27 protein-coding genes are annotated in these 24030 nt (G+C 64.9%); 7 read left to right on the forward strand and 20 right to left on the reverse strand.

The genetic code is table 11. The features are described from left to right. Positions 1 to 208: 208 nt before the first annotated feature. From tolB to RAD16_RS25790, 8 genes are all read right to left on the reverse strand, one after another. Entirely contained in the window at positions 209 to 1549 is a 1341-nt protein-coding gene (gene tolB, locus RAD16_RS25755) for a Tol-Pal system beta propeller repeat protein TolB (RefSeq protein ID WP_458160746.1), read from the reverse strand. Positions 1550 to 1590: 41 nt separating this feature from the next. Further along, positions 1591 to 2550, reverse strand: a complete 960-nt coding sequence (locus RAD16_RS25760) for a protein TolA (RefSeq protein WP_458160640.1) — start codon at positions 2548 to 2550, stop codon at positions 1591 to 1593. A 4-nt stretch (positions 2551 to 2554) separates the two neighbouring features. Further along, positions 2555 to 3007: a protein TolR gene (gene tolR / locus RAD16_RS25765; RefSeq protein ID WP_027545581.1), complete on the reverse strand. Its 453-nt coding sequence runs from the start codon at positions 3005 to 3007 to the stop codon at positions 2555 to 2557. 43 nt (positions 3008 to 3050) lie between these two features. Next, a complete protein-coding gene (gene tolQ, locus RAD16_RS25770) occupies positions 3051 to 3767 on the reverse strand; it encodes a protein TolQ (RefSeq protein WP_018641591.1) in 717 nt (238 codons plus the stop codon). A 602-nt stretch (positions 3768 to 4369) separates the two neighbouring features. Then, on the reverse strand, positions 4370 to 5080 hold the full coding sequence (locus RAD16_RS25775; protein WP_458160641.1) for an SDR family NAD(P)-dependent oxidoreductase: 711 nt from the start codon (positions 5078 to 5080) through the stop codon (positions 4370 to 4372). Positions 5081 to 5107: 27 nt separating this feature from the next. Beyond that, positions 5108 to 5875: a serine O-acetyltransferase gene (locus tag RAD16_RS25780; protein WP_458160642.1), complete on the reverse strand. Its 768-nt coding sequence runs from the start codon at positions 5873 to 5875 to the stop codon at positions 5108 to 5110. Positions 5876 to 5996: 121 nt separating this feature from the next. Beyond that, entirely contained in the window at positions 5997 to 7730 is a 1734-nt protein-coding gene (locus RAD16_RS25785; RefSeq protein WP_458160643.1) for an outer membrane protein, read from the reverse strand. Between the two features lie 165 nt (positions 7731 to 7895). Next, positions 7896 to 8864 (reverse strand): AraC family transcriptional regulator, encoded by a 969-nt coding sequence (locus RAD16_RS25790; RefSeq protein WP_458160644.1) that lies wholly within the window; start codon positions 8862 to 8864, stop codon positions 7896 to 7898. A gap of 382 nt (positions 8865 to 9246) precedes the next feature. Here RAD16_RS25790 and RAD16_RS25795 point away from each other — a divergent pair, with 382 nt between their 5' ends. After that, complete coding sequence (locus RAD16_RS25795) at positions 9247 to 10410, forward strand: acyl-CoA desaturase (protein WP_458160645.1); 1164 nt, start codon at positions 9247 to 9249, stop codon at positions 10408 to 10410. Between the two features lie 77 nt (positions 10411 to 10487). On the opposite strand, the gene RAD16_RS25800 is transcribed toward RAD16_RS25795, so the two are convergent. The 7 genes from RAD16_RS25800 to RAD16_RS25830 all read right to left on the reverse strand — a co-directional run bounded on the left by RAD16_RS25800 (position 10488) and on the right by RAD16_RS25830 (position 14186). Beyond that, a complete protein-coding gene (locus RAD16_RS25800) occupies positions 10488 to 10655 on the reverse strand; it encodes a hypothetical protein (RefSeq protein WP_458160646.1) in 168 nt (55 codons plus the stop codon). Between the two features lie 259 nt (positions 10656 to 10914). Next, entirely contained in the window at positions 10915 to 11406 is a 492-nt protein-coding gene (locus RAD16_RS25805) for a DUF2852 domain-containing protein (protein WP_008546357.1), read from the reverse strand. Between the two features lie 121 nt (positions 11407 to 11527). After that, a complete protein-coding gene (locus tag RAD16_RS25810; protein WP_458160647.1) occupies positions 11528 to 12265 on the reverse strand; it encodes a TetR/AcrR family transcriptional regulator in 738 nt (245 codons plus the stop codon). Between the two features lie 139 nt (positions 12266 to 12404). Then, entirely contained in the window at positions 12405 to 12770 is a 366-nt protein-coding gene (locus RAD16_RS25815) for a YciI family protein (RefSeq protein ID WP_458160648.1), read from the reverse strand. A gap of 59 nt (positions 12771 to 12829) precedes the next feature. Continuing rightward, complete coding sequence (locus RAD16_RS25820) at positions 12830 to 13234, reverse strand: YciI family protein (protein WP_458160649.1); 405 nt, start codon at positions 13232 to 13234, stop codon at positions 12830 to 12832. Positions 13235 to 13265: 31 nt separating this feature from the next. Beyond that, entirely contained in the window at positions 13266 to 13682 is a 417-nt protein-coding gene (locus RAD16_RS25825) for a YciI family protein (protein ID WP_458160650.1), read from the reverse strand. Between the two features lie 138 nt (positions 13683 to 13820). Further along, a complete protein-coding gene (locus RAD16_RS25830; protein ID WP_458160651.1) occupies positions 13821 to 14186 on the reverse strand; it encodes a nuclear transport factor 2 family protein in 366 nt (121 codons plus the stop codon). A 343-nt stretch (positions 14187 to 14529) separates the two neighbouring features. Between RAD16_RS25830 and RAD16_RS25835 the strand changes: the two genes are divergently transcribed. The 4 genes from RAD16_RS25835 to RAD16_RS25850 all read left to right on the forward strand — a co-directional run bounded on the left by RAD16_RS25835 (position 14530) and on the right by RAD16_RS25850 (position 17313). Continuing rightward, positions 14530 to 15318, forward strand: coding sequence for an SDR family NAD(P)-dependent oxidoreductase (locus tag RAD16_RS25835; protein WP_458160652.1), 789 nt, complete (start codon positions 14530 to 14532; stop codon positions 15316 to 15318). A 128-nt stretch (positions 15319 to 15446) separates the two neighbouring features. Then, positions 15447 to 15884, forward strand: a complete 438-nt coding sequence (locus RAD16_RS25840) for a hypothetical protein (RefSeq protein WP_458160653.1) — start codon at positions 15447 to 15449, stop codon at positions 15882 to 15884. Between the two features lie 292 nt (positions 15885 to 16176). Beyond that, a complete protein-coding gene (locus RAD16_RS25845; RefSeq protein ID WP_458160654.1) occupies positions 16177 to 16518 on the forward strand; it encodes a hypothetical protein in 342 nt (113 codons plus the stop codon). A gap of 444 nt (positions 16519 to 16962) precedes the next feature. Beyond that, positions 16963 to 17313, forward strand: coding sequence for a hypothetical protein (locus RAD16_RS25850; protein ID WP_458160655.1), 351 nt, complete (start codon positions 16963 to 16965; stop codon positions 17311 to 17313). Between the two features lie 88 nt (positions 17314 to 17401). Here RAD16_RS25850 and RAD16_RS25855 read toward each other — a convergent pair whose 3' ends face one another. The 4 genes from RAD16_RS25855 to RAD16_RS25870 form a co-directional block, all read right to left on the reverse strand. Next, a complete protein-coding gene (locus tag RAD16_RS25855; protein WP_458160656.1) occupies positions 17402 to 17815 on the reverse strand; it encodes a VOC family protein in 414 nt (137 codons plus the stop codon). 34 nt (positions 17816 to 17849) lie between these two features. Then, complete coding sequence (locus RAD16_RS25860; protein ID WP_458160657.1) at positions 17850 to 18386, reverse strand: SRPBCC family protein; 537 nt, start codon at positions 18384 to 18386, stop codon at positions 17850 to 17852. Positions 18387 to 18475: 89 nt separating this feature from the next. After that, on the reverse strand, positions 18476 to 19777 hold the full coding sequence (locus RAD16_RS25865) for an RNA polymerase sigma factor (protein WP_458160658.1): 1302 nt from the start codon (positions 19775 to 19777) through the stop codon (positions 18476 to 18478). Continuing rightward, positions 19774 to 20142, reverse strand: a complete 369-nt coding sequence (locus tag RAD16_RS25870; RefSeq protein WP_458160659.1) for a YciI family protein — start codon at positions 20140 to 20142, stop codon at positions 19774 to 19776. The genes RAD16_RS25865 and RAD16_RS25870 overlap by 4 nt, the downstream gene beginning before the upstream one ends. 142 nt (positions 20143 to 20284) lie before the next feature. Between RAD16_RS25870 and RAD16_RS25875 the strand changes: the two genes are divergently transcribed. Together RAD16_RS25875 and RAD16_RS25880 are read left to right on the forward strand one after the other, a co-directional pair. Further along, complete coding sequence (locus RAD16_RS25875; RefSeq protein WP_458160660.1) at positions 20285 to 21250, forward strand: 2-hydroxyacid dehydrogenase; 966 nt, start codon at positions 20285 to 20287, stop codon at positions 21248 to 21250. A gap of 107 nt (positions 21251 to 21357) precedes the next feature. Then, the gene (locus RAD16_RS25880) at positions 21358 to 23325 is read left to right on the forward strand and encodes a cache domain-containing protein (RefSeq protein ID WP_458160662.1); all 1968 of its coding nucleotides are present in this window, start codon (positions 21358 to 21360) and stop codon (positions 23323 to 23325) included. Between the two features lie 2 nt (positions 23326 to 23327). Here RAD16_RS25880 and RAD16_RS25885 read toward each other — a convergent pair whose 3' ends face one another. Further along, positions 23328 to 23990, reverse strand: a complete 663-nt coding sequence (locus RAD16_RS25885; protein ID WP_458160663.1) for a TetR/AcrR family transcriptional regulator — start codon at positions 23988 to 23990, stop codon at positions 23328 to 23330. Positions 23991 to 24030: the final 40 nt, after the last annotated feature.

Genomic DNA, 24030 nt, shown 5'->3' on the forward strand with positions numbered 1-24030 from the left:
TAGTTTTACCCAGCCGAGATGAAGTCTTTCTGAGGGAATATCGTTAAAGTCGGGTTGTTTTTCGGCAATAGCGAACCTGTTTCCGCTGAAATATCAAGCAACTAGGCAAGCGTTGCCGGGCACAAGGTGAAGGAAAGCTTGCTTTCCCCACCGAACCCGAAAAAATCGGCGCGTTTTTTCGAAAAGATCGCGCGGCTGAATGCGCGATCTATTGACCCGCCGTGGAGGACAACAGCGGCGACCATGCCGGGTCGGAGGCGAAGCCCGGCGTCGGCACCTTCAATTCGTTGCGACCGGAGATGTCGACCGAGTACAGCGACGGTCCGCCGTTGCCGCCGGGATCGCGGAAGAACATCAGCACGCGGCCATTCGGCGAGAAGGTCGGGCCTTCGTTGTGATAGCCGGAGGTGAGCAGACGCTCGCCGGAGCCGTCCGGCTTCATGACGCCGATCGAGAATTGCCCGCCGCCCTGCCGGGTGAAGGCGATGTAATCGCCGCGCGGCGACCACACCGGCGTCGAATAGGTCGCGTTGGTATCGTCCTTGGAGAAGGAGATGCGCTGCGCCTGTCCACCGCCAGCCGCCATCACGTAGATCTGCGACCTGCCGCCGCGATCGGACTCAAAACAGATGCGGGTGCCGTCCGGCGAGTAGGACGGCGAGGTGTCGATCGCCGGCGTGTCGGTGAGACGCGTGGTCGAGCGCGAGCGCAGATCCATCACGAACAGGTTGGAATTGCCGCCCTGCTGCAGGCTCATGATGACGCGCTGGCCGTCCGGCGAGAACCGCGGCGCAAAGGTCATGCCCGGGAAGTTGCCGACGATCTCGCGCTGGCCAGTCTCGATGTTGAAGAGATAGACCTTCGGATCGCCCTGACCGAACTCCATGTAGGTGATCTCTTGCGAGTTCGGCGAGAAGCGCGGCGTCAGCACGAGGTCGGAGCCGCGGGTCAGATAGCGCACATTGGCGCCGTCCTGGTCCATCATGGCGAGCCGCTTGACGCGGCGCTCCTTCGGCCCGGTCTCATCGACGAACACGACGCGGCTGTCGAAATAACCCTTTTCGCCGGTCATCTGCTCGTAGATCTGGTCGGAGATGATGTGGGCGATGCGGCGCCAATATTCCGGCGAGGTGAAATATTGCTGTCCGGCGAGCTGCTGGCCGGTGACCACGTCCCACAGGCGGAATTCGGCCTTGAGCCTACCGTCCGGCTGCCGTGTCATGCGGCCGGTGACGAGGGCCTGCGCGTTGAGGGTCTTCCAGTTCTGGAATTGCGGCGCGACGTCGATGTTGCTGATGCGCTCGATGAAGGCGGCCTGGTCGATCGGGGCAAACAGTCCCGAGCGTTTCAGATTGTTGGTGATGACCTGCGTGACGCCGTTGCTGACCTCGCCGTCGGCGGGCGAGCCCGGCACGAAGTTCGAGATCGCGATCGGGATCGGCCGAAACTCCGTGGGATCGATGCGAAGCCGTCCCTGGGCGAAGCTGCGTTCGCTCCCGAGCAGCGCGAGGGTCGATCCCGTCAGGGTCAGGAAACGGCGGCGGTTCATCGATCGGACGTCATTCATCGCAAAATTCTTTTGTTCGGATGTCACAACATGTCTTTCAGGCCGAAAGTCATTTCGATCTTCTTCCAGCCTTCATATTGCTGCTTCGGCATGAACGAATAGACCTGACATTGCACGATGGCGCGCTTGGCGCTCTCGGCCACGGCCTGGGCAATGGACCTGGACGGGCCCCGCACCTCGACGATGATCGGCTCGGCTGCAAGCGAGCCATCGATCTTCATCGGGATATCGATGTCGGCCTCGTATTGATCGGCGTCCTGCCCGTTATAGGTGGGCGTGAAGCAGCGCCGGACCGCAGTCGTGAACGCGCCACGCCAGGTCGCGATGTTGTTAGCTGCAGTCCCGGTCGTCGATCCCAGCGAGGCCGATGCGTTCAGCGCCGAGCCGGCGAGCTCGTGCCGGGTCGCGGCGCGCTTGTCGAGGTCGCGCTGAATCTGCGCGGGGTCGAAGCTGCGCTCCTTGGGCTTCGGCTGCTGCTGCGGCTGCACCGCCGCGACCTTCTGCTCCACCGGCTTGGGCGGCGGCTTCTTGGTCTCCAGCTTCTTCTGCAGCTCGGCGATCGGATCTTCCTTGGCCGGGTCAGGCTTCTTTTCCTGCGGCTTCGGTTCTTCCTTCGGCTTGGCCTCGGCGACGGGCTTGGGCGGTTCGGGCTTCTTCTCGACCGACTTCTCGACGGGCTTCGGCGGCGGCTCGGGCGTCGCGTTGGTCTTGATCAGCTCCTTCTTCTCGGTGACCTTGCCGACGGCGTCTTCCTCGGGCTTGGCTTCCGCGATCTTCTCGACCTTGGGCTTCGGCTCTTTCTTGTCGCCAGTCTTCTGTCCCGCCATCATCTTTGCGAGCTGGTCGGAGGAGATGATGTCGACCGGGAGCGACTCCTCCGGCGCGATGAAGGCCTTGCTGCTAAAGGTGACCAGTCCCCATCCAAGCACGAGGACGTGGAGGGTAATCGACGCAACGAGTGTCTTGTCGACCTTCACCTTCACCGGCTTAGGACCCCTGATCCGCTTCGGTGACGAGCGCCAGCTTCTTGAAGCCGGCGCCGGACAGCAGGCCCATCACCCTGGCGACCGTGCCGTAATCCGCCTTCTTGTCGGCGCGCAGATAGATGCGCTCCTCGAGCCCGCCGCGCGCGTCGGTGATCGCCTTCAGCTTCGGCACCAGCTCGTTGATCGCAACCTCGGCGTCGTTGATGAAGACCTTGCCCTTGATGTCGACGGACATCTGCAGCGGCTTCTGGTCGTTGTTTTCGAGGCTCTTGGCCTGGGTCTGCGGCAGGTCGAGCGGCACGCCGACCGTCAACATCGGCGCCGACACCATGAAGATGATGAGCAGCACCAGCATCACGTCGACCATCGGCGTGACGTTGATCTCGGCCACGACCGGCTTGCGCCGGCCGCGGCGGCCGCCGCCTCCGGACGAACTGGCTACGTTCATCGCCATGATCGAGTGCCCAAATTGCCCTTCACACTATACATGCCGTCCCTCAGCCCCGCTCGTCGATCTGACGGGACAGGATGGCTGAAAATTCATCGGCGAAGCCCTCGAGCCGCTGGGCCTGCCGGTTCACCTCGGAAGTGAACTTATTATAGAAAATAGTGGCAGGAATGGCGGCGATAAGGCCGACGGCGGTCGCAAACAGCGCCTCCGCGATGCCGGGCGCCACCACCGCCAGAGAGGTATTTTTCGACGCCGCGATCGACTGGAAGCTCGACATGATGCCCCAGACCGTGCCGAACAGGCCGACGAAGGGGCCGGCGGAGCCGACGGTGGCGAGCACCAGCAGGCGGCGCTCCAGCCGCTCGACCTCGCGGGCGATCGAGACGTTCATCACCTTGTCGATGCGCATCTGCAGGCCCGCGACCGAGCGGGCGTGGCTCTCGAACGAGCGCTTCCACTCGCGCATCGCCGCCACGAAGCAGGCCGCCATCGAATGCGTCGGCTTGGCCGAGAGGGTGCGATAGAGTTCCTCGATCGACTCGCCGGACCAGAACGCCTGCTCGAAACGGTCCATCGAGCGGCGGGTGCGGGCAAACAGGAAGATCTTGTCGATGGCGATCGCCCAGACCCAGACCGAGCAGGACAGAAGTCCCAGCATCACCGCTTTCACGATCCAGTGAGCCTGCCAGAACAGCGCGATCAGCGACACGTCCGCGGAAGCGGCAACCGGAAGGGCTGACTGAGCCACGTCGGCCGGATTCATAAGCAGTATCCTCTCAAGGCGATCGTTACCTGATGTCCGTGACAGCAAATGGCTGCCAGTTCCCCCAACTGCCGCGCCACCAACCGGCGCGGCCGGCAAGCCCGCTCAAAGCCTTGTCTTTCTGGGGTGCAGGGGGCTCGTCCAAAGCCGCCGCCTGCATTCCCTGCCAAGATGTCAAAACTATGGGCCTTGACCCCCGGCCTTGACGTCGGGCTCCGGGCACGCCTGTCCACCCTTACCAGAGCCCGGCGATGGTTAATGCGGGGTTACCAGGGCCGAATTTGGCTGCGGGAAAGGTAGGCGGCGCAGGGGGATGGGGGCGCGGGGGCCGAAACGGGATGTCGCGTGGCGCGGCCGGGGTGGGAGGCTGTCGGCCACAGGCAAGGTCGGTTCCCTCCCCCCTTGCGGGGGAGGGTTAGGGAGAGGGGTTTCCACGGGGACTCCCTCTGGGGCAAAGAAATCGGAGGCGTTCGAAGGGCACCTTTTTCTGGGCTACCCCTCTCCCCCGCCCTCCCCCGCAAGGGCCCCGCAAGGGGGGAGGGAGCGCAGGGGTGCGCCTGGGCGAATGTCGCGACTCAAGGCGAAGGCCGAAGCACCTCCCCTCACCACTTCTCCTTCGAGGTCCGCACGTCGAGCTCGAACGACCAGGCGCGTTCGGGCTGGCGGTAGAGGAAGGCGAAGGCATCGACGATGCCTTCGATGTCGATCAGGCTGTCCTCCCGGCCGGCGGCGTCCGGAAAGCGCGAGAAGATCTTGTCGCCGGCGATGGCGCCGTCGACCACGACATGGCCGACATGGATGCCGTCGCCCGCATATTCCTTGGCCATGGCCTGCGCCAGCGTGCGTACGCCTGCCTTGGCCGAGTTGAAGGCACCGTAGCCGGAGCGTCCGCGCAGCGAGGCGCTGGCACCGGTGAAGAGCAGCGTTCCCGTCTTCGTCGGTACCATGCGGCGCACCGCCTCGCGGCCGAACAGGAAACCGCCGAAGCAGACTACGCGCCAGGCCTGCTCGAAATAGTCGGCATCCATCTCGATGATTTTTCCGGGCGTGTTGTTGCCGGCGTTGTAGATCGCGAGATCGAGATCTTCGCCGGCGGCGTCGAACAGGGCGACGATGTCGCTTTCTTTCGTCGCGTCCGCGACGAAAGGCACGGCCGTCCCGCCCGCCTTGGCGATGTCACCGGCGACGGCCTGCAACGCAGACAGCGTCCGGCCCGCGACGATCACCTTGAGCCCCTCGCCTGCAAAGCGCTTGCAGAGCCGGGCTCCGAGCCCGCGGTCCGGGCCGACGCCGATCACGATTGCCGTCTTCATTGCTGCTCTCCGAAACAGTGATGGGGATCAGGCCGCCGAGGCGGGCTCCGTGCAGTTGGTCAGCCGCGCGGGATTGCCGACTGCGGTGCAACCGGCGGGAATGTCCGACGTCACCACCGTATCGGCGCCGATCTTGGCGAAATCGCCGACGCTGATGTCGCCGAAAATGGTGGCACCACCGCCGATGAAGACGCCGCGGCCGATCCGCGGCGAGCGCGCCGGCAGTTCGTTGCTCCGGCCAATGCTGACATGCTGCAGGATCGTGACGTCGTCGCCGATCACCACATTCGCGCCGATCACGATGCCGGTGGCGTGGTCGAGATAGACCGACGATCCCACGCGCGCCGCCGGATGGATGCTGACCTGCAGGGCATTCGACGCCTCGTTCTGGAACAGCAGCGCCGCATCGCGATGGTCGCGGCGCCAGAGCCAGTTCGAGACGCGCCAGGCCTGCAGCGCGATATAGCCCTTGTAATGCAGCAGCGGCGGCAGCAGATCGGCGATGGCGGGATCGCGGCGCGCGATGGCCAGCAAATCCTGGCTGGCGGCTTCGATCAGGTCCGGCTCGCTACGAAAGGCCTCGCGGGAATAGGACGTGAAGCGCGCACGCTCGATGGCGCCGCGGCCGAGCCGCTGCCCGATCAGATCAGCCAAGGCGCCGGCAAAATCGTCATGCGCGAGAATGCTGCCGGCGAAGGCCTTGCCGAACACCGGATCGGCCGCGACCGCGCGCTGCGCCTCGCCGCGGATCTTGTGCCAGAGGCTGTCGCTCACCCTGCCCGCAACTTCCGCCATTGTCGCCTCCGGTCCGCCCGCATGTGTGAAGGCGAATATAGGCGGTCCGGATCGGGGCGCCAGTCACGAAGCCAAGCGATCACGTCTGCCGCCGGTCGGAGGGCCGCCCCTCGCGGCGCGATCAGTTGAACCTGTAAGCGATGCCGAAGGTGGCCATGTGGCTTTGCAGCCGCACCGAATTGGTCGTCGACTGGGGCCCGAAGCAATTGACCGTCAGCGAGCCGAAGCTGGGGTCATTGATCGTGGCGCTGCTGCTGCCATTGCAATCGCGGTTCTGCGAAAAGCGCGCCGTCCCGAAATCGGCATAACGGTACTCGCCGCGCAGAATCCAGTTTTCCGTGAGCTTCATCTCGCCGCCGCCGCCGACCGTGAAGCCGGAGCGGATTGCGGACTGCTTGATCACCGCCGGCGAGAGTAGACCGGGGGTGCAGCTACCGACCTCCGCTCCGGTGTAGCCCGGGGCCGTGAACAGCAGCTTCAGGGCCGTATCGCAGTTCGACGTCTGCTCCAGGCTCATCCAGGCCGCGCCGCCAGTGAGATAGGCCAGGAAGGCGGGATTGACGACGTAGCCGATCCGCGCGCGGATGCTCGCGTCCCATTTGGTGCGGACGCTGAAGCTGTCGTTGAGCCCACCGCTTCCGCCGACCATGCCGCCGGGCATATACCTGCCGGACACCGTGCTCTGGCGATCGGCCCAGCCGAAATCGCCTTCGACGCCGAGCAGCCATTTTGGATTGACCTGCCAGTTGTAGCCGACATAGGGGCTGATCCGGGCCGAGCTCGTATCGAACCGATCGCCCATGAAGCACTCGCCGCACAGAGCCAGCACATCGAACGGCGGGAAGCCGGGTTGCGCGATCGAGAACTTATCGGTGCTGGAGCTGACCTGGTTGGCGCGAATGCCGGCGCCGACGCCGAGATAGGCGCCGCTCCACGAGCTAGCTGCCGGCACCGCCGCATAGGCCGCCAGCGCCGACACGCCCGGCGCATTGGCATCGCCGAACTTGTAGGCCAGTCCGAACGTCGCGGTGTGGGTCTTCAACGAGGCGTCGTAGTTGACCGTCTGCACGCCCGTGGCGGCAGTCCGGATGTCCGTGCTGGAGAAATGACCGTAGTCGGCGAAGCGATACTCGGCCCGGACCAGCCAGTTCGGCCACAGCATCGCTTCGATGCCGGCGCCGACCGTGTAGCCAAGCTGGGTCTTGCTATTGGTGATGCTCGCGGGCGCAAGTCCGAGGCCGGGCACGCAGCGACCGTCGGCACTGAGCAGCGTGCTGCAGTTCGACGTGGTCTCGACATGGATCCAGGAGGGCCCGGCCGTTCCGTACAGCAGCACGGCGGGATCGACGAGATAGCCGGCGCGGCCGCGAATGCTCGCGTCCCACGTCGTCTTGACCGCAAACGAATTGGACGGGGAGGCGCCGGCGTCGAACGGCCTTGCCGGATAGGCGGCGCCGAAGATCGTCGTGGTCTGATCGGCATAGGCCGCGTCGCCCTCGATACCGAGGACCGTGCGTCCGATCTGCCAGTTGTAGCCGAGATAAGGATTGATGCGGAACGCCGTGCCGTTGAAGGACCGGCCCGTCACGCAAGGAAGGCCGGCAACGCAATCGGCTGCGACGAACATGTTCTGAAGCACCGCGGGTGCCGTCGTATCGGTCGCGGAATTGACGTTGACGCTGGACTCGCTGGCGCGAAACCCGAGGCCCGCGCCGACATAGAAGCCGCCCCAGGCTTCGACCGTCGCAGGCGCCTTGAAGGCCGGCGCCTTGACCGGCAAATCCGCGGCGCCCGCTGCGGAAACCACCAGCAGCCCGGCAGCAGCAGACAAGGGCAGGCACAGAAGTCTTGTCATCGCATTCCCATTCCGGCGCGGCTCGCAGAGGCGAGATCGGCATCGAATCTGTACATGGGGGAGGCAAGCGCGACTTGGAGCGGACAGGACTGCGCGCTGGGACTGGACGCGACTCCGCCTGCTATTTTCACGCGTGTTGCGCAGCTGCCACAGCCGAATGCCCGCCTATTCGGCCGACGGGCGCGCCCTGCGATGCTCAGAAGGCGACAGGCCGTAACGACGGCGGAAGCAGCGATTGAAATAGGAGATGTCGCCGAAACCCGCCGCGAGCGCGAGACGGGCGATGCTTTCATGCGCCCTCAGTGGATCGACGAGGCTCGCATGCGCTTCCGCGAGCCGCTGCTCCAGCACGAAGTCGTGGAACGAGGTCCCGGCGTCGCGGAAGAGCTTGCGGATATAGTCGGCCGAAACCCGCTGCAGCGCTCCGATGCTTTCCGCCGACAGATCGCCATGCCCGAGCCGCGATTTGACGGCCAGCTTGGCAAGCTTCAGGCGCGCCGCGCGTGGACCGTCGCCCTGGGCGGCCACCTCGTGCTCCGGCACCCCGCAGATCAAGGCGATGAGATCGCGCAGATGCTGCGCTGCCATCCGCTGCATCTCCGCGTTGGCGACCTCGCCCATGGCCATGGCCCCGAGGACATAGCCGCGCAGCAGCTTCAGCGCCGGCGCGCCTGGATCGATCGGCTGCAGCAATCGGTCCTCGAAATTACGGATAAACGGTGCAAGCGCCTGTCGGGGCAGCTGAACGCTGAGATGACGGCCGCGATCGAGCAGCGTGTGGCGGCCGACATCGCAGGTGGTCATCAGCACGGCGCCGCCTTGCGGCACATGCAGCTCGCGCCCGAGCTGAGACGCCTCAGCGCGGCCGCGCAGCACCACCGCGAGGACAACGTTGTCGGAGGCCGTCGCGAGCAACGGGCGCGTGATGCGGAAATGCGCCGGCGTACGCCAGCCTGACGACAATCCCGCAGCCGGCAGGCGGCGCAATTCGGTTCTTGCCTCGAAGGGAAAGCCCTGGATCGGATCGATCTCGATGTTGAACAGCAGCCGCCCATAGACCTCGCGCCAAACGGCAAGGCGGTCGCGGTCGGGCAGTTCGGCGGTGTCGAGCGAAAGGTACTGGGGCTGGGACATCGCAAAAGGCATTCACGGGAAGAGACACAAGCCTCTTGGTCGCAAGTGGCCACAAAGCGGTTCAACCCGTCAAGGTTGTCCGCCAGTTTGTTGCGCGAAGCCGAAGCCACGGCGCTCCATGCGGTCGCGTGCGCCGCGCCCGCGCCGACGGCACGCGGGGCCTCCCAAGATGCCGCAGTTCCCCGTGAGGCTACGAGCTTGCATGCCAGACACCCGGGACCATATAGTCCGTCGACTTTCGGCCGACGAGCGTTGGCCAGAGACAAGACCCGCGGTGGTCCGCCATCCGCGGGTTTTTCGTACCCGGCAGCCGTCGGCGCTACCGAAACGAATTCTGGATCCCCCTCACCCAAGGTTACGCCAAGAAAGGTTACGCCAAGACATGTCGCCCAACGCGCCCGCCGACGACCAACACGACGACGTCATGTACCCCTCCGCCGTGCCGTTCGTGCTGGTCCATCTCGGCTGCTTTGCGGCCATCTGGTCGGGCGTCACCTGGCAGGCCCTCGCGATCTGCGGGTCACTGTATGTCGTGCGCATGTTTGCGATCGGAGCAGGTTACCATCGCTATTTCTCGCACAAGGCTTTTGCGACCGGCCGGGTGTTTCAATTCATCCTGGCCTGGCTTGCGCAAAGCACCGCGCAGAAGAGCGTGTTGTGGTGGGCGGCCAAGCATCGGCACCATCATCTGCATTCCGATACCGAATTGGACGTGCATTCGCCGCGTCAGCGCGGCTTCCTGTACAGCCATGTCGGCTGGATCTTTTACCGGCAGCACGATGCCACCGACCTCGTGAAGGTGGGCGATCTCGCGGTCTATCCGGAGCTGATGTGGCTGCATCGGCTGGAGCTTCTGCCGGCCGTGACGCTTGCGTTGCTCTGCTTCCTGGTTGCGGGGTGGTCTGGTCTGGTCGTCGGCTTCCTGTGGAGCACGGTGCTGGTCTATCACGCGACCTTCTGCATCAACTCGCTCGCCCATGTGCATGGACGCAAGCGCTACGTGACGGGCGATGATTCCCGCAACAACTGGCTGCTGGCTCTGCTCACCATGGGCGAAGGCTGGCACAACAATCACCACGCCTACCAGAGCAGCGTGCGACAGGGCTTTCGCTGGTGGGAAATCGACGTGACCTATTACGTCCTGAAGGTCCTGTCCTGGTTCGGTATCGTCTGGAACATGAAGGCGCCGCCTGAGCTCGTGCTGCGCAACGAGCAGCAGCTCGGCGCACGGGTCATCAACCGCGCGGCCCGCCAGCTCGCTGGACGGTTCGATGCTCACGCTCTGGCGCACGCGATCTCGACGACGCTGCAGCGGGCCGATCTGGCTCATTTGCAACTGCCGACGCTGCACGACATCCTCAATCGCGCCCATGACGGCGTCGATGCACTGACGCATCTGCATCTGCCGAAGATTCCGACTCGCGACGAGTTTCTCGCCGAGGCCAGGGCAATGTTCGCGAGAACGCGATCTCTCAACGAGATCGTGGACCACGCCTACGAACACTTCCTGACGTCGGTTCGCGCGCAGCTCGTGACGGTGCGCTGAATTCGACCATGCGGCTTGTGCAGGCTGAGCGCGAGAGGCGCGCTCAGGACTTGGTCGGACCTCGTGGGAAGCGGGTTCTACCGGTCCTGCACATGAGCGTGATCGACGCCGCATAACGAGCGGCCGCCGGCGCAGAGACGAAAATGGCAGTCGGGATCGGAGGCGCAACTGCCGTAGACGAGACCGATATAGCCGAGCACCGTGAACGCGGTCAGGCAAAGCAGCAGGCGGGTCCAGAGATCCATGCGCTTAGTTGGTGTCAGTGAGCCGGGCGCCGGTTCACAAGCGTGAACGTCAAGGCACCTGTACCCCCTCACCCGGATTGCGTCTGCAATGCAATCCGACCTCTCCCCGCAAGCGGGGGCAAGGTAAAAAGCCAAACCGCCCGCCTGCGGGTTGCGCAGACGGGCGGCTCGGGGCCATCAGGACTTTGGAGGCATGCGCCTGAAGGCTTTGAGAGTGTTCGGCTCCCGGATCAGCCCTTCAAGATCAGCCGTAGTCAGATCAGCCCTGGGGCTGGTCGTTCGGCGGCGGGGTCGGGCGCGTCTTGTGCTGCGCCATGAACTGGTCGAACTCTTCCTTGTCCTTGGCGTGACGCAGACGGTCGAGGAAGTTCTTGAACTCGACCTGCTCTTCCTCGAGCCGGCGCAGCGTCTCGCTGCGATATTCGTCGAAGGCGCGGTTGCCGGAGGACGGCGGGCCGAAACCGAAGCCGAAGCCACGGCGCTCCATGCGGTCGCGCATGCGGTCCATCTTGTACTGCATCCGCTCCATCTTGTTCTGCCAGCGATCCTGGTTGCTCCAGCACGACATTCTTCTGCTCCCGAGAGTGAAAAAGAGAAGGGCAAGTCCGATCGGCCACCAGATGATGAAGCCGAGAATGGTCACGGCGATCCAGCCGGGATGCCAGGGCGTGTCCAGCATGCGGGGTCGCTCGTACTGTTGGTATTGGTCCGAAGGGCCGCGCCATCGATTGACATCAGCGGTGTAGGCCATTTCCCATCTCCATCACGGCACCAGCGCCGTTGTGAATGTAAATAACATTTACATAGCTAGACCATCCCGCGATTTTGTCAAGCTGGCCGCCTGACACGACCGCGTAATAATTTGCGCAACTTTATTTCGGCTTGCCCCAGGGCCCGCCCGGCGGCACGCCAGAACCGGAGGACGCCTCCGGTGGCACCGGCGGCGGCTCGGCGCTTTTCGCCTGCGGACGGCGGTCGGTCGGGAAGCCGAGGCCGCGCAGATAAATCAGCACCTCGGCCTCGAGCAGTTCGTCCGGCGACATCGGCAGCTTTCGTCGCGCGGCATCGCCGCGCGAGAACAGCGAGGCGACGCCATGCGCCATCGACCAGATGTGAAGCGCCATCATCATCGCCGGCGGACGCGGCGTGCCTGGCGGTGCCAGTGCTGCAAGCCGCTCGGCGGCTGCGCGAATGACGTTGAAAGCACGCTCGCTCGCGGCCTGCAGCGCCGGATTGGCATCGACCGGCAGGCCGGATTCGAACATCGCGTTGTAGAACGCCGGCTCCTCGCGGGCGAAAGCGAGATAGGCCCGGCCGACGCGCTCGAACGCCGTGACGGTGTCGGGCCGGCCGTCGTCCCAGGCCGCGGTGAGCCGCGATTCGAACTGCTCAAAGCCGCGCTGGGCAATCGAGGACAACAGCTCGTCGCGATCGCGAAAATGCCGGTAAGGCGCCGCAGCGCTGACGCCGGCCATGCGCGCGGCATCGGCAAAGGTGAAGCCGGCCGCACCCTTCTCGGCGATCAAACCGAGGGCGGCCTGCAACAGGGCTTCCTTCAGATTGCCGTGGTGATAGCCGCGCTCGGCGCGGCGCTCCTTGCGCCAGCTCATGTGAACGACTTTTACATGAGCTGTGCGTGAAGGTCACTAGCGGCGACGAGGCTTGATTAACCCCGTACTTCCACGGGTGGCGCTGGGCCGATGCGCCAGCATCGCGCCCGGAACGACCTCGCCCAAGGCACATCCAGGGCTACATTTGCGGAATGGCCAGCACGGGCATGACCTCGACCGCCTCGCCCGGGAAGATCGCAAAGTGCGGATGGTTCTCGAACAGCTTTGCAGCCTCCTCCTGCGAGGCGGCGCGCACCACCGTGAAGCCGGTCAGCGCGTTGGTGATCTCGGTGATGCCGCGACCGTCGATCCTGCGGGTCTTGCCGAGCGGGCCGCCCAGCTCGATGATGACGTCCTTGTGCTTCTCGACCCAGCCGTGCCAGGCGGCCATGCCTTCCCGCTCCTTCGCTTTCCGCTCGGCCTCGGGCATCGCCTGCCAGGCCTTCATTTTCTCGCCGCCCATGCTGCCGAGATAGACAGCCAGGAATTTGTGTTCGGTGCTCATCGGTACTCTCCCTTGTTGATTGATGGACGACGGCCGCGATGTCTTCGCGGCCGCTGTGACTATTTCTTGAGGTCGTCGAAGCCGGCGGCGGCCGCCTGGACCTCCGGCGGAAAGTCGGACATTTCCTGCACCTGCCGGATCTCGATGATCTCGTTGGCCGAGGCCGGGCACTTCCTGGCCCAGGCGATCGCTTCCTCGCGCGAGCCCACCTCGATCATCCAGTAACCGCCCAGGACTTCCTTGGCTTCCGCAAAGGGACCGTCGGTGACGATGGGCTCGCCGGTCGCAAACGAGACGCGCGCGCCCATCGAGAGTGGGTGCAAGCCGTCGAGCGTGATCAGGATGCCGGCATCCTTCAGCGCCTCGTTGTAGCGCATCATCGCGGCGACGCGTTCGGGATCGAGTTGCACGTCCGGCGGCGCGGTCTCGTAGCCGAGCGGAATCATCAACATCATGAATCGCATGGGGTTCCTCGTTACTCTCGTCGGCGGAAAGCTATTTCTTCGCCGCGTAGGCGCGGGTGCGCTCTTCCTGCTCACGCAGCTCGGGCGTAAAGGCTTCGCCAAAATCCTCGGCCGAAAGCACCTGGCGGATCTCGATCTCGGAGCCGGGATCGAACGGCGCGCGCTTCATCCAGGCGATCGCCTCGTGCAGCGAAGCGGTCTTGATCAGCCAGAAACCGGCGATCAGGTCGGGGGAGATGTTGAACGGACCGCGGGTCACGCTCGCCTCCGGCACGCCGTACTTGACGCGGGCGCCCTTCACCGTCGGATGCAGGCCCTCGCCCGCCTCGATCACGCCGGCCTTGGCCATCTCCTCGTTGAACTTGCCCATCGCCGCCAGCATCTCAGTGGACGGCATCTTGCCGGCCTCGCTGTCCGGGTTCGCCTTGACGATCACCATGAAACGCATCGACCTGCTCCCTGAATTCGCTGCGGCAGCGAGCCGATCCGGCCCATGCTCCCCTGTAAGACGAACGAGGTTTTAAGATACCGACAGGGGCACGAAAATTATTTCGGAGGTCATTGTTCCCGAGAATCGGGCCGCGCATCAGCGCGGTTGCGGCACGAACCGGCCATCCTGGAACGCCGCGCCGAAATAGACCTCAATGCGGCGGACCTTGCCGGCCTGAAAGATGAAGAATTCGGTGTTGCGGAAGCTCCTGCCATCCCTTGCCAGGCAGCGATAGGTGACGAAAGCCTCATTGCCGGCAACGAAGATGCGCTCGATCTCGTGACGCGCGATCCAGCCGGTGTCGCGCCAGCAGCGCTCGAAATAGTCGACCTTGTTGATGTTGTCATCGAACGGGCTAGTGAAGTGGAAATCATCAGCGAGCGCGTCGCTGACCTGCTGCCGGTCGTTGGCAAGATAGGCAGCGAACAGATTTCGAATCACGCGTTCGATGTCATCGGGCATCACGCAATCTCCAGAGCGCCAATCCTCTGCAAGACGATTCACGTGCGACGATACCGACAATCTGTCGCAAATGTTCCGCCGCGTCATTGCGAGCGCGGCGAAGCAATCCAGAATCCTTCCGCGAAGAGACTTTCTGGATTGCTTCGCTGCGCTCGCAATGACGGAGCAAGGGGCAATGCCGGCGTTCTCCAACTCGCATATCGGCTTGCAGACACGGGTTCCTCGTCCTCATGGTGCGCCACCGCTCGGCTCGATCAGCATAGGCCCTTCCTCGCCGCCACCAAAGCGCAGTAGAAGGAGCGCGTTCAAGCATGCCCCTTTTCTGATCTAGGACAAATCGCCCATGCCCGCCTCCCCGCAGAAAGTCGCCCTCGTCACTGGAGCCGCACGCGGCATCGGGCTTGCGACTGCCAGGAAGTTTCTGACCGAGGGCTGGCGCGTGGCGCTGCTCGACATCGAGGGCGAGCTGCTCGGCCGGGCGGTCGCCGAGATCGGCCAGAGCGAGACGACGCTGGCGCTGACCTGTGACGTCTCGGACGCGGCCGCGGTCGGCGCCGCGATGACGGCGGTCGAGCAGCGCTTCGGCCGGCTCGACGCGCTGGTCAACAATGCCGGCATCGCAGTGTTCGCGCCGCTGATGGAGACCTCGGACGCCGACTGGCGCCGCGTGCTCGAGGTCAACCTCACCGGCCCGTTTCTCTGCACCAAGGCGGCAGTGCCGCTGATGCGCGACAGCGATGGCGGCGCCATCGTCAACATCACCTCGATCTCGGCGGTGCGCGCCTCGACACTGCGCTCGGCCTACGGCACCAGCAAGGCCGGCCTCGCGCACCTGACAAAGCAGCTTGCGGTCGAGCTCGCCTCGCTCAACATCCGTGTCAACGCGGTCGCGCCGGGGCCGGTCGACACCGCGATGGCCAAGCAGGTGCACACCAAGGAGATCCGCGCCGATTATCACGACGCCATTCCGCTGAACCGCTACGGCCTCGAAGAGGAACTCGCCGAGGCCATTTATTTCCTGTGCTCGGGAAACGCGAGCTACATCACCGGCCAAATTTTGGCCGTCGATGGCGGCTTCGATGCGGCTGGCATCGGCCTGCCGACGCTGCGCGGCGAGCGGCGCAACGGGTAGGCACTGGATTCGCAGGGTGGGCAAAGGCGCAGGCGCGCCGTGCCCATCACCTCCTCCGGATTTGCGATGCCGATGGTGGGCACGCTACGCTTTGCCCACCCTACGATATCGAGTGCTCGGAGAGTGCCATGCGACGCGTCATCTTCCTCAAAGTCCTGGTGCTCGCATCCGCCATGCTCGCCGCCGCTCCTGCCGCGGCCGAAATCCGCATCATCCAGTCGCCCGGCGGACAGGTCGGGCCGTTCCTCGATCTGTTCGAGAAGGTGCGCGACAGCGGCGACCGCGTGGTGATCGACGGTCCGTGCCTGTCGGCCTGCACACTGGTGCTCAGCATCGTGCCGGGTGAGCGCATCTGCGTCACTAAGCGCGCCGTGCTCGGCTTCCATGCGGCGCGCTCGGTGGACCGGCGCGGGCGCTTCTATGCCGAGCCGGAGGCTTCCGAAGCAGTGCTTGAGGCCTATCCCGGCCCGGTGCGCGACTGGATCAGCCGCCACGGCGGCCTATCGTCCCGATTGCTCTTGCTGAAGGGCCGCGACCTCGCCGCGATCTATCCGCGCTGCAGGTAGGGACCGCTCGGCCGCGCGCGATGTGACTGCGCGACATCCGCTGCTGTCCGGCGAATAGGCAATTTTGCACAATTCCGGCTTTCGGCGTGCGGAATCCGCTCAAGCGCTTCGCAATGCCTGCCCAATTTACGCGGTTCCCGACTTCTCCCGAGCGTCTATAATGGAGCCGTCCAGATTGAGGCCGCTTCGGGCTCGCGATGGCCGGAGGCCGTCACAATCCGAGCAGTGGTCGCAGACTAGAATGGTTCCGCTTTTTCAAGATTACTCATTTTCTTCATACGGGTCGCAGGCTGTGCAGCCCCTCGATTTTCACTACCGCCTGTCGGACCATGGACGCATCGTCCTTGGCCAGCTGAGCTCCGAAGAGACCGTCGAATTCGAGCTGCTGTCGCGGCGCGACCGCGAGGGCTTGATGGACCTGCCGTCCGAGCTGCGGCTGCTCGAGCTCTACGTGAAATATGTCCGCTCGGGCGCTGAGGCCACGCGCGCACCGCCAGAGCCTGCCTGGGAGGCGAGCGAGCTGCCGAGACCGCGGCGGCCGCCCGTGCGCACGGCGCGACCGCGCAACTACATCCTGTCGATGGTCGTGATCGCGAGCGTCAGCTTCACGCTCATCGCCTTGCTCATCGGTTAGCAGACGAACGCCGCGGCACGATCACGCCGCTCGCACGCTTCGCCGGGCCTGGTTTCGCCAGGCCTAAAAGAGCCTCTGGATCGTCTGCGCCAATTCAAGGCTCGCGCAGATGAGCATACCCCATAGTGCAAAATTGATTTGCAGCGCCGCCGCCATCGGTCGCTCCCTTCCAAGTTGCGCCCACCCAGTTTGTAGAATTTATGAAGAAATTATTTAGCGATTCTGTCGCGGAGTGCACAGCCTATTATTGCGCCAGTTGTTGTGCGATGCGATCCGCATCATTTCACGAAGCGGCCGCACTGATCTCGCAAAGTGATGCGATTCGAGTCACTCCCTATTCGGCCGTGCCGGCTGCATCATTTCTCTTAAGTTCCATTTGGTCGGGGCAACGCAGAACTTCGCGCGCGGAGACTTGCGTGTCGCCGTCCGCAAAAAAGGTCCGGCATGGTACGACACGGTTTGGTCTTGCTCACTTTTTGCGCAGCGCTCACGGGGTGCACAGTCGCGCCGGCGCAGGAGCGTCGTCCGATCGCATGGGACGGCCTCGGTCGCGATCCGAACCGGCCTCCCGTCACAAAGCGGCGCGCAGCGAATCCTGCACCCGCGCAGGACAACCCTAATCAGGAGCGGGAGAGAGTGCTCGGCACCTTGCGCCCGTATTCCGAGGCGTGGTGGGCAGTCCAGGACGAGATCGAAGCGGAGAATGACAGGCAGCTCGGCAGCAAGCTCGTGATTTGCCCCCGCTGCGTTCGATCGTCCCCGCCAGGCGAGGACGTGACCGGATCGATCCGTTGAGCGAGCACCCGGCTCGCTGATGCGCGCCCCTCTCCCAGCATAATAAGGAGAGGGGCGGCCAGTTGGTGAATCAGGCGGTCCGCGCCTGTCACATTCCTTCAGCCGGGCAGTTCACCATCCAGGGAATGCCGAACTTGTCGACGCACATGCCGAAGCCCTTGGCCCAGAACGTCTTGCTGAAGGGCATGGTGACGGATCCGCCTTCGGCAAGCGCGTTGAACCTGCGCTCGCCATCCGCGGGATCGGTGACCGTGAACGAGATCGAAAAGCCCTGCGGCTTGCTGAAATGCTCGGGCGGCACGTCGGAGGCCATCAGTACGCTGCCGTCGGGCAACGACATCCGCGCATGCATGATCATCTTCTCGCGGCCGGGCGCGGCGGGCATGTCCGGCGGCGCGTCCGATGACCGCATCATGGCGTCGATCTTGCCGCCCAACACCTTGGCGTAGAAGTTGAACGCCGCTTCGCAGGTGTCCTGATAGAACAAATAGGCATTGAGCATCGTTTCTCTCCTCTTCTTCGCTTGCTTGAGGGCGCTACTTCTCGGTGAGCTTCTTCAGGCTGGCGAGGCCGGCCTCGAAGTCCTTGCCGATCATGGTGTCCATGTTGATGAACACCTGCATGACCTTGGACATGAACGGAGCCGGGCCGTACATCGCCCACGTGACCAGTGTGGCATCGCCTTGCGGCACAAAGGTGAACTCGGCGGTGTTGTGGCCCTCGAACGGCCGCTCGAAATCGAGCTTGATGCGGAGCTTTGAAGGCGTGCTCGCCTCGAGGATCTCCATGTTGCCGGCACCGACATTGTTATTGCCGTCCCAGGCATAGGTCGCGCCCTTTCCGGCCGTGGTTCCACCGTAAGTGCGCTTCATGGCGGGATCGCGGTTCTCATAGGGCGACCACCCGGTCCAGAAGTGGAAATCCGAGACGAGCGGATAGATCGCGGCGGCCGGCGCCTTCACGGCGAGCGAGCGCTCGACTCGGAAGCTGTCGGGCTTCGTCAGGGCAAAAACGAGGATGCCGGCAATGCCGACGGCGAGCACGATGGCGATGATGGCAATGGCTTTCAGCATGAATAGCTCCCTGGATACGGGCTTAGGACGAATGGGGAACGGCGCGGCCGACAATTGACGTAATGAAATTTTTGGCCGTCACCGGACCATCATTTGGCCTTCGCGCCCTGCCGGGCGCCGCCGTTGGCGCCCTTGGGCTGGCTGTCCCGGATCAGGCGATCGAGGTGCATGCGGATGTGGGCGGCTTCGGCCGAAGTGTTGGCGAGCGCGATGGCGCGGTCGAAGGCGATCCGGGCTTCATCATTGCGGCCCAGCTGCATCAGGAAGGCGCCGCGCACGCCGTAGAAATTGAAATAGTTGGCGAGCTTCGGCGCCAGCGGCTCGATCAGGTCGAGGGCGGCCTGCGGCCCACGCACCTTCGAGACCGCGACCCCGCGGTTGAGCGTCACCACCGGCGAGGGCTGCACCACTTCGAGCGCGCCATAGAGCAGATCGATCTGGGTCCAGTCGGTCTCTTCCGGCGTCGACGCGCGGGCATGCAGCGCCGCGATCGCCGCCTGGATCTGGTAGGGCCCGCTGCGACGGTGGCGCATCGCCTTGTCGATCAGCGCGAGGCCCTCCGCGATCATGGTGCCGTTCCACAGCGAACGGTCCTGATCGTCGAGCAGGATCAGCGAGCCGTCCGCGGCAAAGCGCGCGGCACTGCGGGCATGCTGTAGCAGGATCAGAGCTGTCAGCCCCATGATCTCCGGCTCGCTCTGGAACAGGCGCAGCAGCAACCGTGCCAGCCGGATCGCCTCCTCGCACAGCGGCTTTCGGATCTCGGCAGTGTCGCCGCTCGCCGAATAGCCCTCGTTGAAGATCAGGTAGATCATTGCGGCGACGCCGGCGAGCCGCTCCGAACGCTCGATCGCGCCCGGTGCCTCGAACGGCGTACCGGCCTCCGCGACCTTGGCCTTCGCGCGCGTGATGCGCTGCTCCATCGCGGCTTCCGAAACCAGGAAGGCGCGCGCGATCTGCTTCACGGTGAGGCCGGAGACGATGCGCAAGGCAAGTGCGATCTGCTGCGTCGCCGGCAGTTGCGGATGGCAACAGATGAACATCAGCCGCAGGATGTCGTCGCGATAGTGCGAGCCGTCGAGCCGCTCGGCGAGCGCGCCTTCGGCATCATCGAGATCGGAGATCGCCTGGTCGTCCTCCGGCAGCGGTTGCTGCCTGCGCGCGCGGCGCACCTCGTCGATCGCGACATTGCGGCCGACCATGATCAGCCAGGCCGCGGGATCGCGCGGCGGCCCGTTCTGCGGCCAGGTTTTCAGCGCGCGCAGGCAGGCGTTCTGAAAGGCCTCCTCGGCGGTATCGAGATCGCGGAAATAGCGCAGCAGCGCGCCTACCGCCTGGGGTCGCGCCGACGTCAGCGCGGTCTCGATCCAGGCGGTGTCGGTGTCGCTCACGCCGAAAGTCCTCCGGGCCGGAATACGCCGACGGGACGCACCTCATAGGCGCCGCCGGGATTGGCCGCACCAAGGTCGCGCGCGACGTCGAGCGCTTCGTCGAGGTTCTTGCAGTCGACGATGTAGAAGCCGAGCAGCTGCTCCTTGGTCTCGGCATAGGGACCATCCAGCACCAGCGGCGGGTCTTCCTTGCGCAGCGTCGCCGCCGCCGTGGTCGGCAGCAGCCGCGCCACCGGGCCGAGCCGGCCTTGGTTCGTGAGCTTCTCCTGCACCACGGCGAGCTTCTTCATCACGGCTTCGTCCTGGTCCTTGCTCCAGGAGCCGACGAAGTCCTCGTCGTGATAGCAAAGGATCGCATAAAGCATGGGCAGCCTCTTCCCTGAACGCTTGTTTTGAAGACGATCCACTATGCCCCGCCCCGACAGGGCTGCGGAAAAAATTTGCGAGAAAAATCCGGCAGATCGTGCCAAGGAGGGTCTTCAAGCGGAACTTTATGAGGCACTTCGAATGACCTTGGGCATACTGGCCGTCCTGATCAACAGCACGCAGCAGAACTGGCTGCCGGAGCGCTGGAAGGCCCGGTTCGACGCGGTCTGCGGCGGCCGCCGCGTGGTGCTGCTGCCGGATGCCGGACTCGATCCGGCCGAGGTGCATTATGCGGCGGTGTGGAGGCCGGTGCCGGGCGACCTCGGCTCCTTCCCCAATCTGCGGGCGATCTTCAATCTCGGCGCCGGCGTCGACGCGCTGATGGCGGACAAGAGCCTGCCCAACGTACCGCTGGTGCGCGTCGCGGTGCCCGATCTCACCAACCGCATGACCGAATATGTCGTGCTGCACGTGCTGATGCACCACCGCCAGGAGCTCTACCTGCGCGACTCGCAGCGCGCCAAGCGCTGGGCGCCGCTCTATCAGTGGCCGGCGAGCGCGGTGACGGTTGGCGTCATGGGCCTCGGCACGCTCGGTGCGGACGCTGCCGACGTGCTGCGGCGGCTCGGCTTCCGTGTCGCCGGCTGGAGCCGCAGCCCGCGCGCCATCGAGGGCGTCGAATGCTTCAGCGGCACAGCCGGCATGGATGCGTTCCTGCGCAAGACCGACATCCTGGTCTCGCTGCTCCCGCTGACGCCTGACACCCACGGCATCCTCAACCGCGACGCTTTCGCAAAACTCAACCGCACCAGCCCGCTCGGCGCGCCAGTGCTGATCAATGCCGGCCGCGGCGGCCTGCAGAACGAAGCGGATATTTTGGCCTGCCTCGACGACGGCACGCTGGGCGCAGCCTCGCTCGACGTTTTCGTGCAGGAGCCGCAGCCGGCCGACAGCCGGTTCTGGACCCACCCCAAGGTGGTGCTGACGCCCCACAACGCCGCCGACACCGACGCGGACGCGATCTCGGCCTATGTCGCCGAGCAGATCGCAAGGTTCGAAGCGGGCGGTGCATTGGAGAATGTGGTGGATCGGACGCGGGGGTACTGAGACGCCTCGGCGTCCCCCACAACCACTCCGCGCTCCCGGCTCGTTCACCCTCTCTTAGCGAGAAGTTGATAGGCGTTGTTAATCAACGCTGAAACAACGAGCCGGACATGCGGGCGAGCCTCGGCCTCAGGATGCGGATCACGGTTGCGCTGGCGATGACGGCGGCGGCGACCGCGCTGATTGCCCTGCTCGGCGCGATGTGGATCATCGCGGGGATCATCGACCGCGCCGACCAGCGCGAGCTGCGCAGCCATTATGATGCGCTGCTGTCGCGGATCGCCGAAGAATCCCGCCGCGCCGCCGCCATGAGCACGGTGGTGGCCGCGATGCCGGCGACGCAGGAGGCGATGGCGAAGCAGGACCGCAACGCGCTGGTCGGCCTGTTCGGGCCGGTGTTTGCCGCGACCAAATCGGAATACGGCGTCGAGCAGTTCCAGTTCCACGTCGCGCCGGCGACGTCGTTCCTGCGCGTGCATCAGCCCGCCAAGTTCAGCGACGACCTCTCCGGCTTCCGCAAGACGGTTCTGGTCGCCAACCAGGATCGCAAGGTCGTGGTCGGCCTCGAAGGCGGCGTCGCCGGGCTCGGCATCCGCGGCGTGGTGCCGATCGCGCAAGGGACCAATCATCTCGGCTCGGTGGAGTTCGGCCTGAGCTTCGGCCAGTCCTTCCTCGACGACTTCAAGGCCAACCGCCATGTCGACGTCGCCTTCCATCTCGCCGACGGCGCGAGCTTCAGGCTGTTCGGCGGCACGCTGAAGGGCAAGAGCTTCTTCGATGCGGCCGATTACGGCCGCGCCACCGGCGGCGATTTCACGGTGCGGCAGGCCAAGCTCGACAATATGCCGGTCGCCGCCCTGCTCGGCCCGATCAAGGATTTTTCCGGGAGGCCGCTCGGCGCCGTCGAGCTGGTGATGGACAATGCCGATTACGAGGCTTCCGCCGACCGCGCCTGGATGCTGGCGATCGCGATCGCCGCGCTCGGCCTCGTGCTCGCCGCCGTCGTCGGCTATCTGATCGCCCGCAGCATCTCGCGCCCGATCCTGTCGATCACGAACGTGATGCGCGAGCTCGCGGACGGACGGCTCGACGTCGACGTTCCCGAAAACCGGGCGAATGACGAGGTCGGCGCGATGGTGAGGGCGGTCGCGGTGTTCCGCGACAACGCCGTGAATTTCAACAAGCTGCAGGCCGATCAGCTCGAGGCCAAGGCACAGTCCGAAGCGGAGAAGCGCCGCACCTTCGCGGCGCTTGCCGACAATTTCGAAGCGTCCATCCGCGACGTCGTCACCACGGTGTCCTCGGCCGCGGTCGAGATGGAGCACACCGCGCGCTCGATGTCGTTCATCGTCGAGCAGTCGCGGCAGCAGACGCGCACGGTGTCATCTGCCTCGGCGCTCGCCTCGGAGAACGTGCAGACGGTCGCTGCTGCAGCGGAAGAACTGTCCTCTTCGATGACCGAGATCAGCCGCCGGCTTGCGCATGCGACCGAAGTGGTCGGCAAGGCCGCGAGCGACGGCCGGGCGTCGAATGCGCGGGTGCAGAGCCTGGCCGATGCCGCGCAGAAAATCGGCGATGTCGTCTCCTTCATCAACGGCATCGCGGGGCAGACCAACCTGCTGGCGCTCAACGCGACGATCGAAGCGGCGCGCGCGGGCGAAGCCGGCCGCGGCTTTGCCGTGGTCGCCTCGGAAGTGAAGCAATTGGCGACCCAGACCGCGAAGGCGACGGAAGAGATCGGCGCACAGGTGACGGCCGTGCAGGGCGAGACGAGCGGCGCGGTGGACGGCATCCAGTCGATCTGCGCGACGATCCAGCAAGTCGATGAAATCTCCGCCGCGATTGCGGCGGCCGTCGGCCAGCAGGGCACGGCGACGCAGGAGATCGCGCAGAACGTCCAGCAGGCCGCCGCCCGCACCGGCGAAGTCTCGCAGAACATCGCCGGCGTCACCGACGGCATCGCGGCGACAGGCACGGCTGCAGAGGAAGTGCTGGGCTCGGCGATCGAGCTGTCAAAGCAGTCGCAGCGGCTGCGGGACGAGGTGGATCGGTTCCTGGCGCATATCCGCGCGGCGTAACGCTACCCTTTGAAGCCCACCATCACGTCGATCGCGCCCTTCACGATCGCCTCCAGATCCTTGCGCGACACGCGCGCGCGGGAGCGGATCGCAATCGAATGCACCGTCGACGATGCGAGTTGGGCCAGCACGACCGGGTCGGCGCTCTCCGGCAACTCGCCCTTTTCCCTGGCGCGCCGGAAGCAGTTCGCAAAAGCCTTGTCGAGCTCGCTGAGACCGTCGAGCACCATGGCGCGGATGTCGGGATCGCTCACCGCCTCGGACGCCGCCGTCACCACCGTGAAACAGCCGCGCGGGCCGGTCTCGCCCGAGAGATAGATGTTCAGCGCGGCGGCGAAGATGCGCTCGAGCCGCTGGCGCACCGGCATCTCCTCGCGAAAGATCTCGACCATCGATGCACGCGCTTCCTCGCGGTAGCGCCGATAGCTCTTGATGTAGAGCTCGCGCTTGTCGCCGAAAGCGCCGTAGAGGCTCGGCCGGTTCATGCCGGTCGCTTCGCTCAAATCGTCGAGCGAGGTCGATGCAAAACCCTGCCTGCGGAACAGGTCGAGCGCCTTGCCGAGCGCAACATCCGGCTCATAGGCGCGCGGGCGGCCGCGGCGCTTTGGTTCGCTGCGGCGCTCGGGTTCAGTGGCAGCAGCTGGCGGCTTCGATTTTTGTACCATTTCGCAAATTAATCCTTGACCGTCGATATATTATGCAAGA

It is taken from the genome of Bradyrhizobium sp. 18BD (genome assembly GCF_054185225.1).

Coding starts and splice junctions, on each gene's coding strand:
- tolB (WP_458160746.1), bottom strand. CDS start 1,549: ATGAACCGCCGCCGTTTCCTGACCCTGACGGGATCGACCCTCGCGCTG.
- tolR (WP_027545581.1), bottom strand. CDS start 3,007: ATGGCGATGAACGTAGCCAGTTCGTCCGGAGGCGGCGGCCGCCGCGGC.
- tolQ (WP_018641591.1), bottom strand. CDS start 3,767: ATGAATCCGGCCGACGTGGCTCAGTCAGCCCTTCCGGTTGCCGCTTCC.
- RAD16_RS25775 (WP_458160641.1), bottom strand. CDS start 5,080: ATGAAGACGGCAATCGTGATCGGCGTCGGCCCGGACCGCGGGCTCGGA.
- RAD16_RS25780 (WP_458160642.1), bottom strand. CDS start 5,875: ATGGCGGAAGTTGCGGGCAGGGTGAGCGACAGCCTCTGGCACAAGATC.
- RAD16_RS25785 (WP_458160643.1), bottom strand. CDS start 7,730: ATGACAAGACTTCTGTGCCTGCCCTTGTCTGCTGCTGCCGGGCTGCTG.
- RAD16_RS25790 (WP_458160644.1), bottom strand. CDS start 8,864: ATGTCCCAGCCCCAGTACCTTTCGCTCGACACCGCCGAACTGCCCGAC.
- RAD16_RS25795 (WP_458160645.1), top strand. CDS start 9,247: ATGTCGCCCAACGCGCCCGCCGACGACCAACACGACGACGTCATGTAC.
- RAD16_RS25800 (WP_458160646.1), bottom strand. CDS start 10,655: ATGGATCTCTGGACCCGCCTGCTGCTTTGCCTGACCGCGTTCACGGTG.
- RAD16_RS25805 (WP_008546357.1), bottom strand. CDS start 11,406: ATGGCCTACACCGCTGATGTCAATCGATGGCGCGGCCCTTCGGACCAA.
- RAD16_RS25810 (WP_458160647.1), bottom strand. CDS start 12,265: ATGAGCTGGCGCAAGGAGCGCCGCGCCGAGCGCGGCTATCACCACGGC.
- RAD16_RS25815 (WP_458160648.1), bottom strand. CDS start 12,770: ATGAGCACCGAACACAAATTCCTGGCTGTCTATCTCGGCAGCATGGGC.
- RAD16_RS25820 (WP_458160649.1), bottom strand. CDS start 13,234: ATGCGATTCATGATGTTGATGATTCCGCTCGGCTACGAGACCGCGCCG.
- RAD16_RS25825 (WP_458160650.1), bottom strand. CDS start 13,682: ATGCGTTTCATGGTGATCGTCAAGGCGAACCCGGACAGCGAGGCCGGC.
- RAD16_RS25830 (WP_458160651.1), bottom strand. CDS start 14,186: ATGCCCGATGACATCGAACGCGTGATTCGAAATCTGTTCGCTGCCTAT.
- RAD16_RS25835 (WP_458160652.1), top strand. CDS start 14,530: ATGCCCGCCTCCCCGCAGAAAGTCGCCCTCGTCACTGGAGCCGCACGC.
- RAD16_RS25840 (WP_458160653.1), top strand. CDS start 15,447: ATGCGACGCGTCATCTTCCTCAAAGTCCTGGTGCTCGCATCCGCCATG.
- RAD16_RS25850 (WP_458160655.1), top strand. CDS start 16,963: ATGGTACGACACGGTTTGGTCTTGCTCACTTTTTGCGCAGCGCTCACG.
- RAD16_RS25855 (WP_458160656.1), bottom strand. CDS start 17,815: ATGCTCAATGCCTATTTGTTCTATCAGGACACCTGCGAAGCGGCGTTC.
- RAD16_RS25860 (WP_458160657.1), bottom strand. CDS start 18,386: ATGCTGAAAGCCATTGCCATCATCGCCATCGTGCTCGCCGTCGGCATT.
- RAD16_RS25870 (WP_458160659.1), bottom strand. CDS start 20,142: ATGCTTTATGCGATCCTTTGCTATCACGACGAGGACTTCGTCGGCTCC.
- RAD16_RS25875 (WP_458160660.1), top strand. CDS start 20,285: ATGACCTTGGGCATACTGGCCGTCCTGATCAACAGCACGCAGCAGAAC.
- RAD16_RS25880 (WP_458160662.1), top strand. CDS start 21,358: ATGCGGGCGAGCCTCGGCCTCAGGATGCGGATCACGGTTGCGCTGGCG.
- RAD16_RS25885 (WP_458160663.1), bottom strand. CDS start 23,990: ATGGTACAAAAATCGAAGCCGCCAGCTGCTGCCACTGAACCCGAGCGC.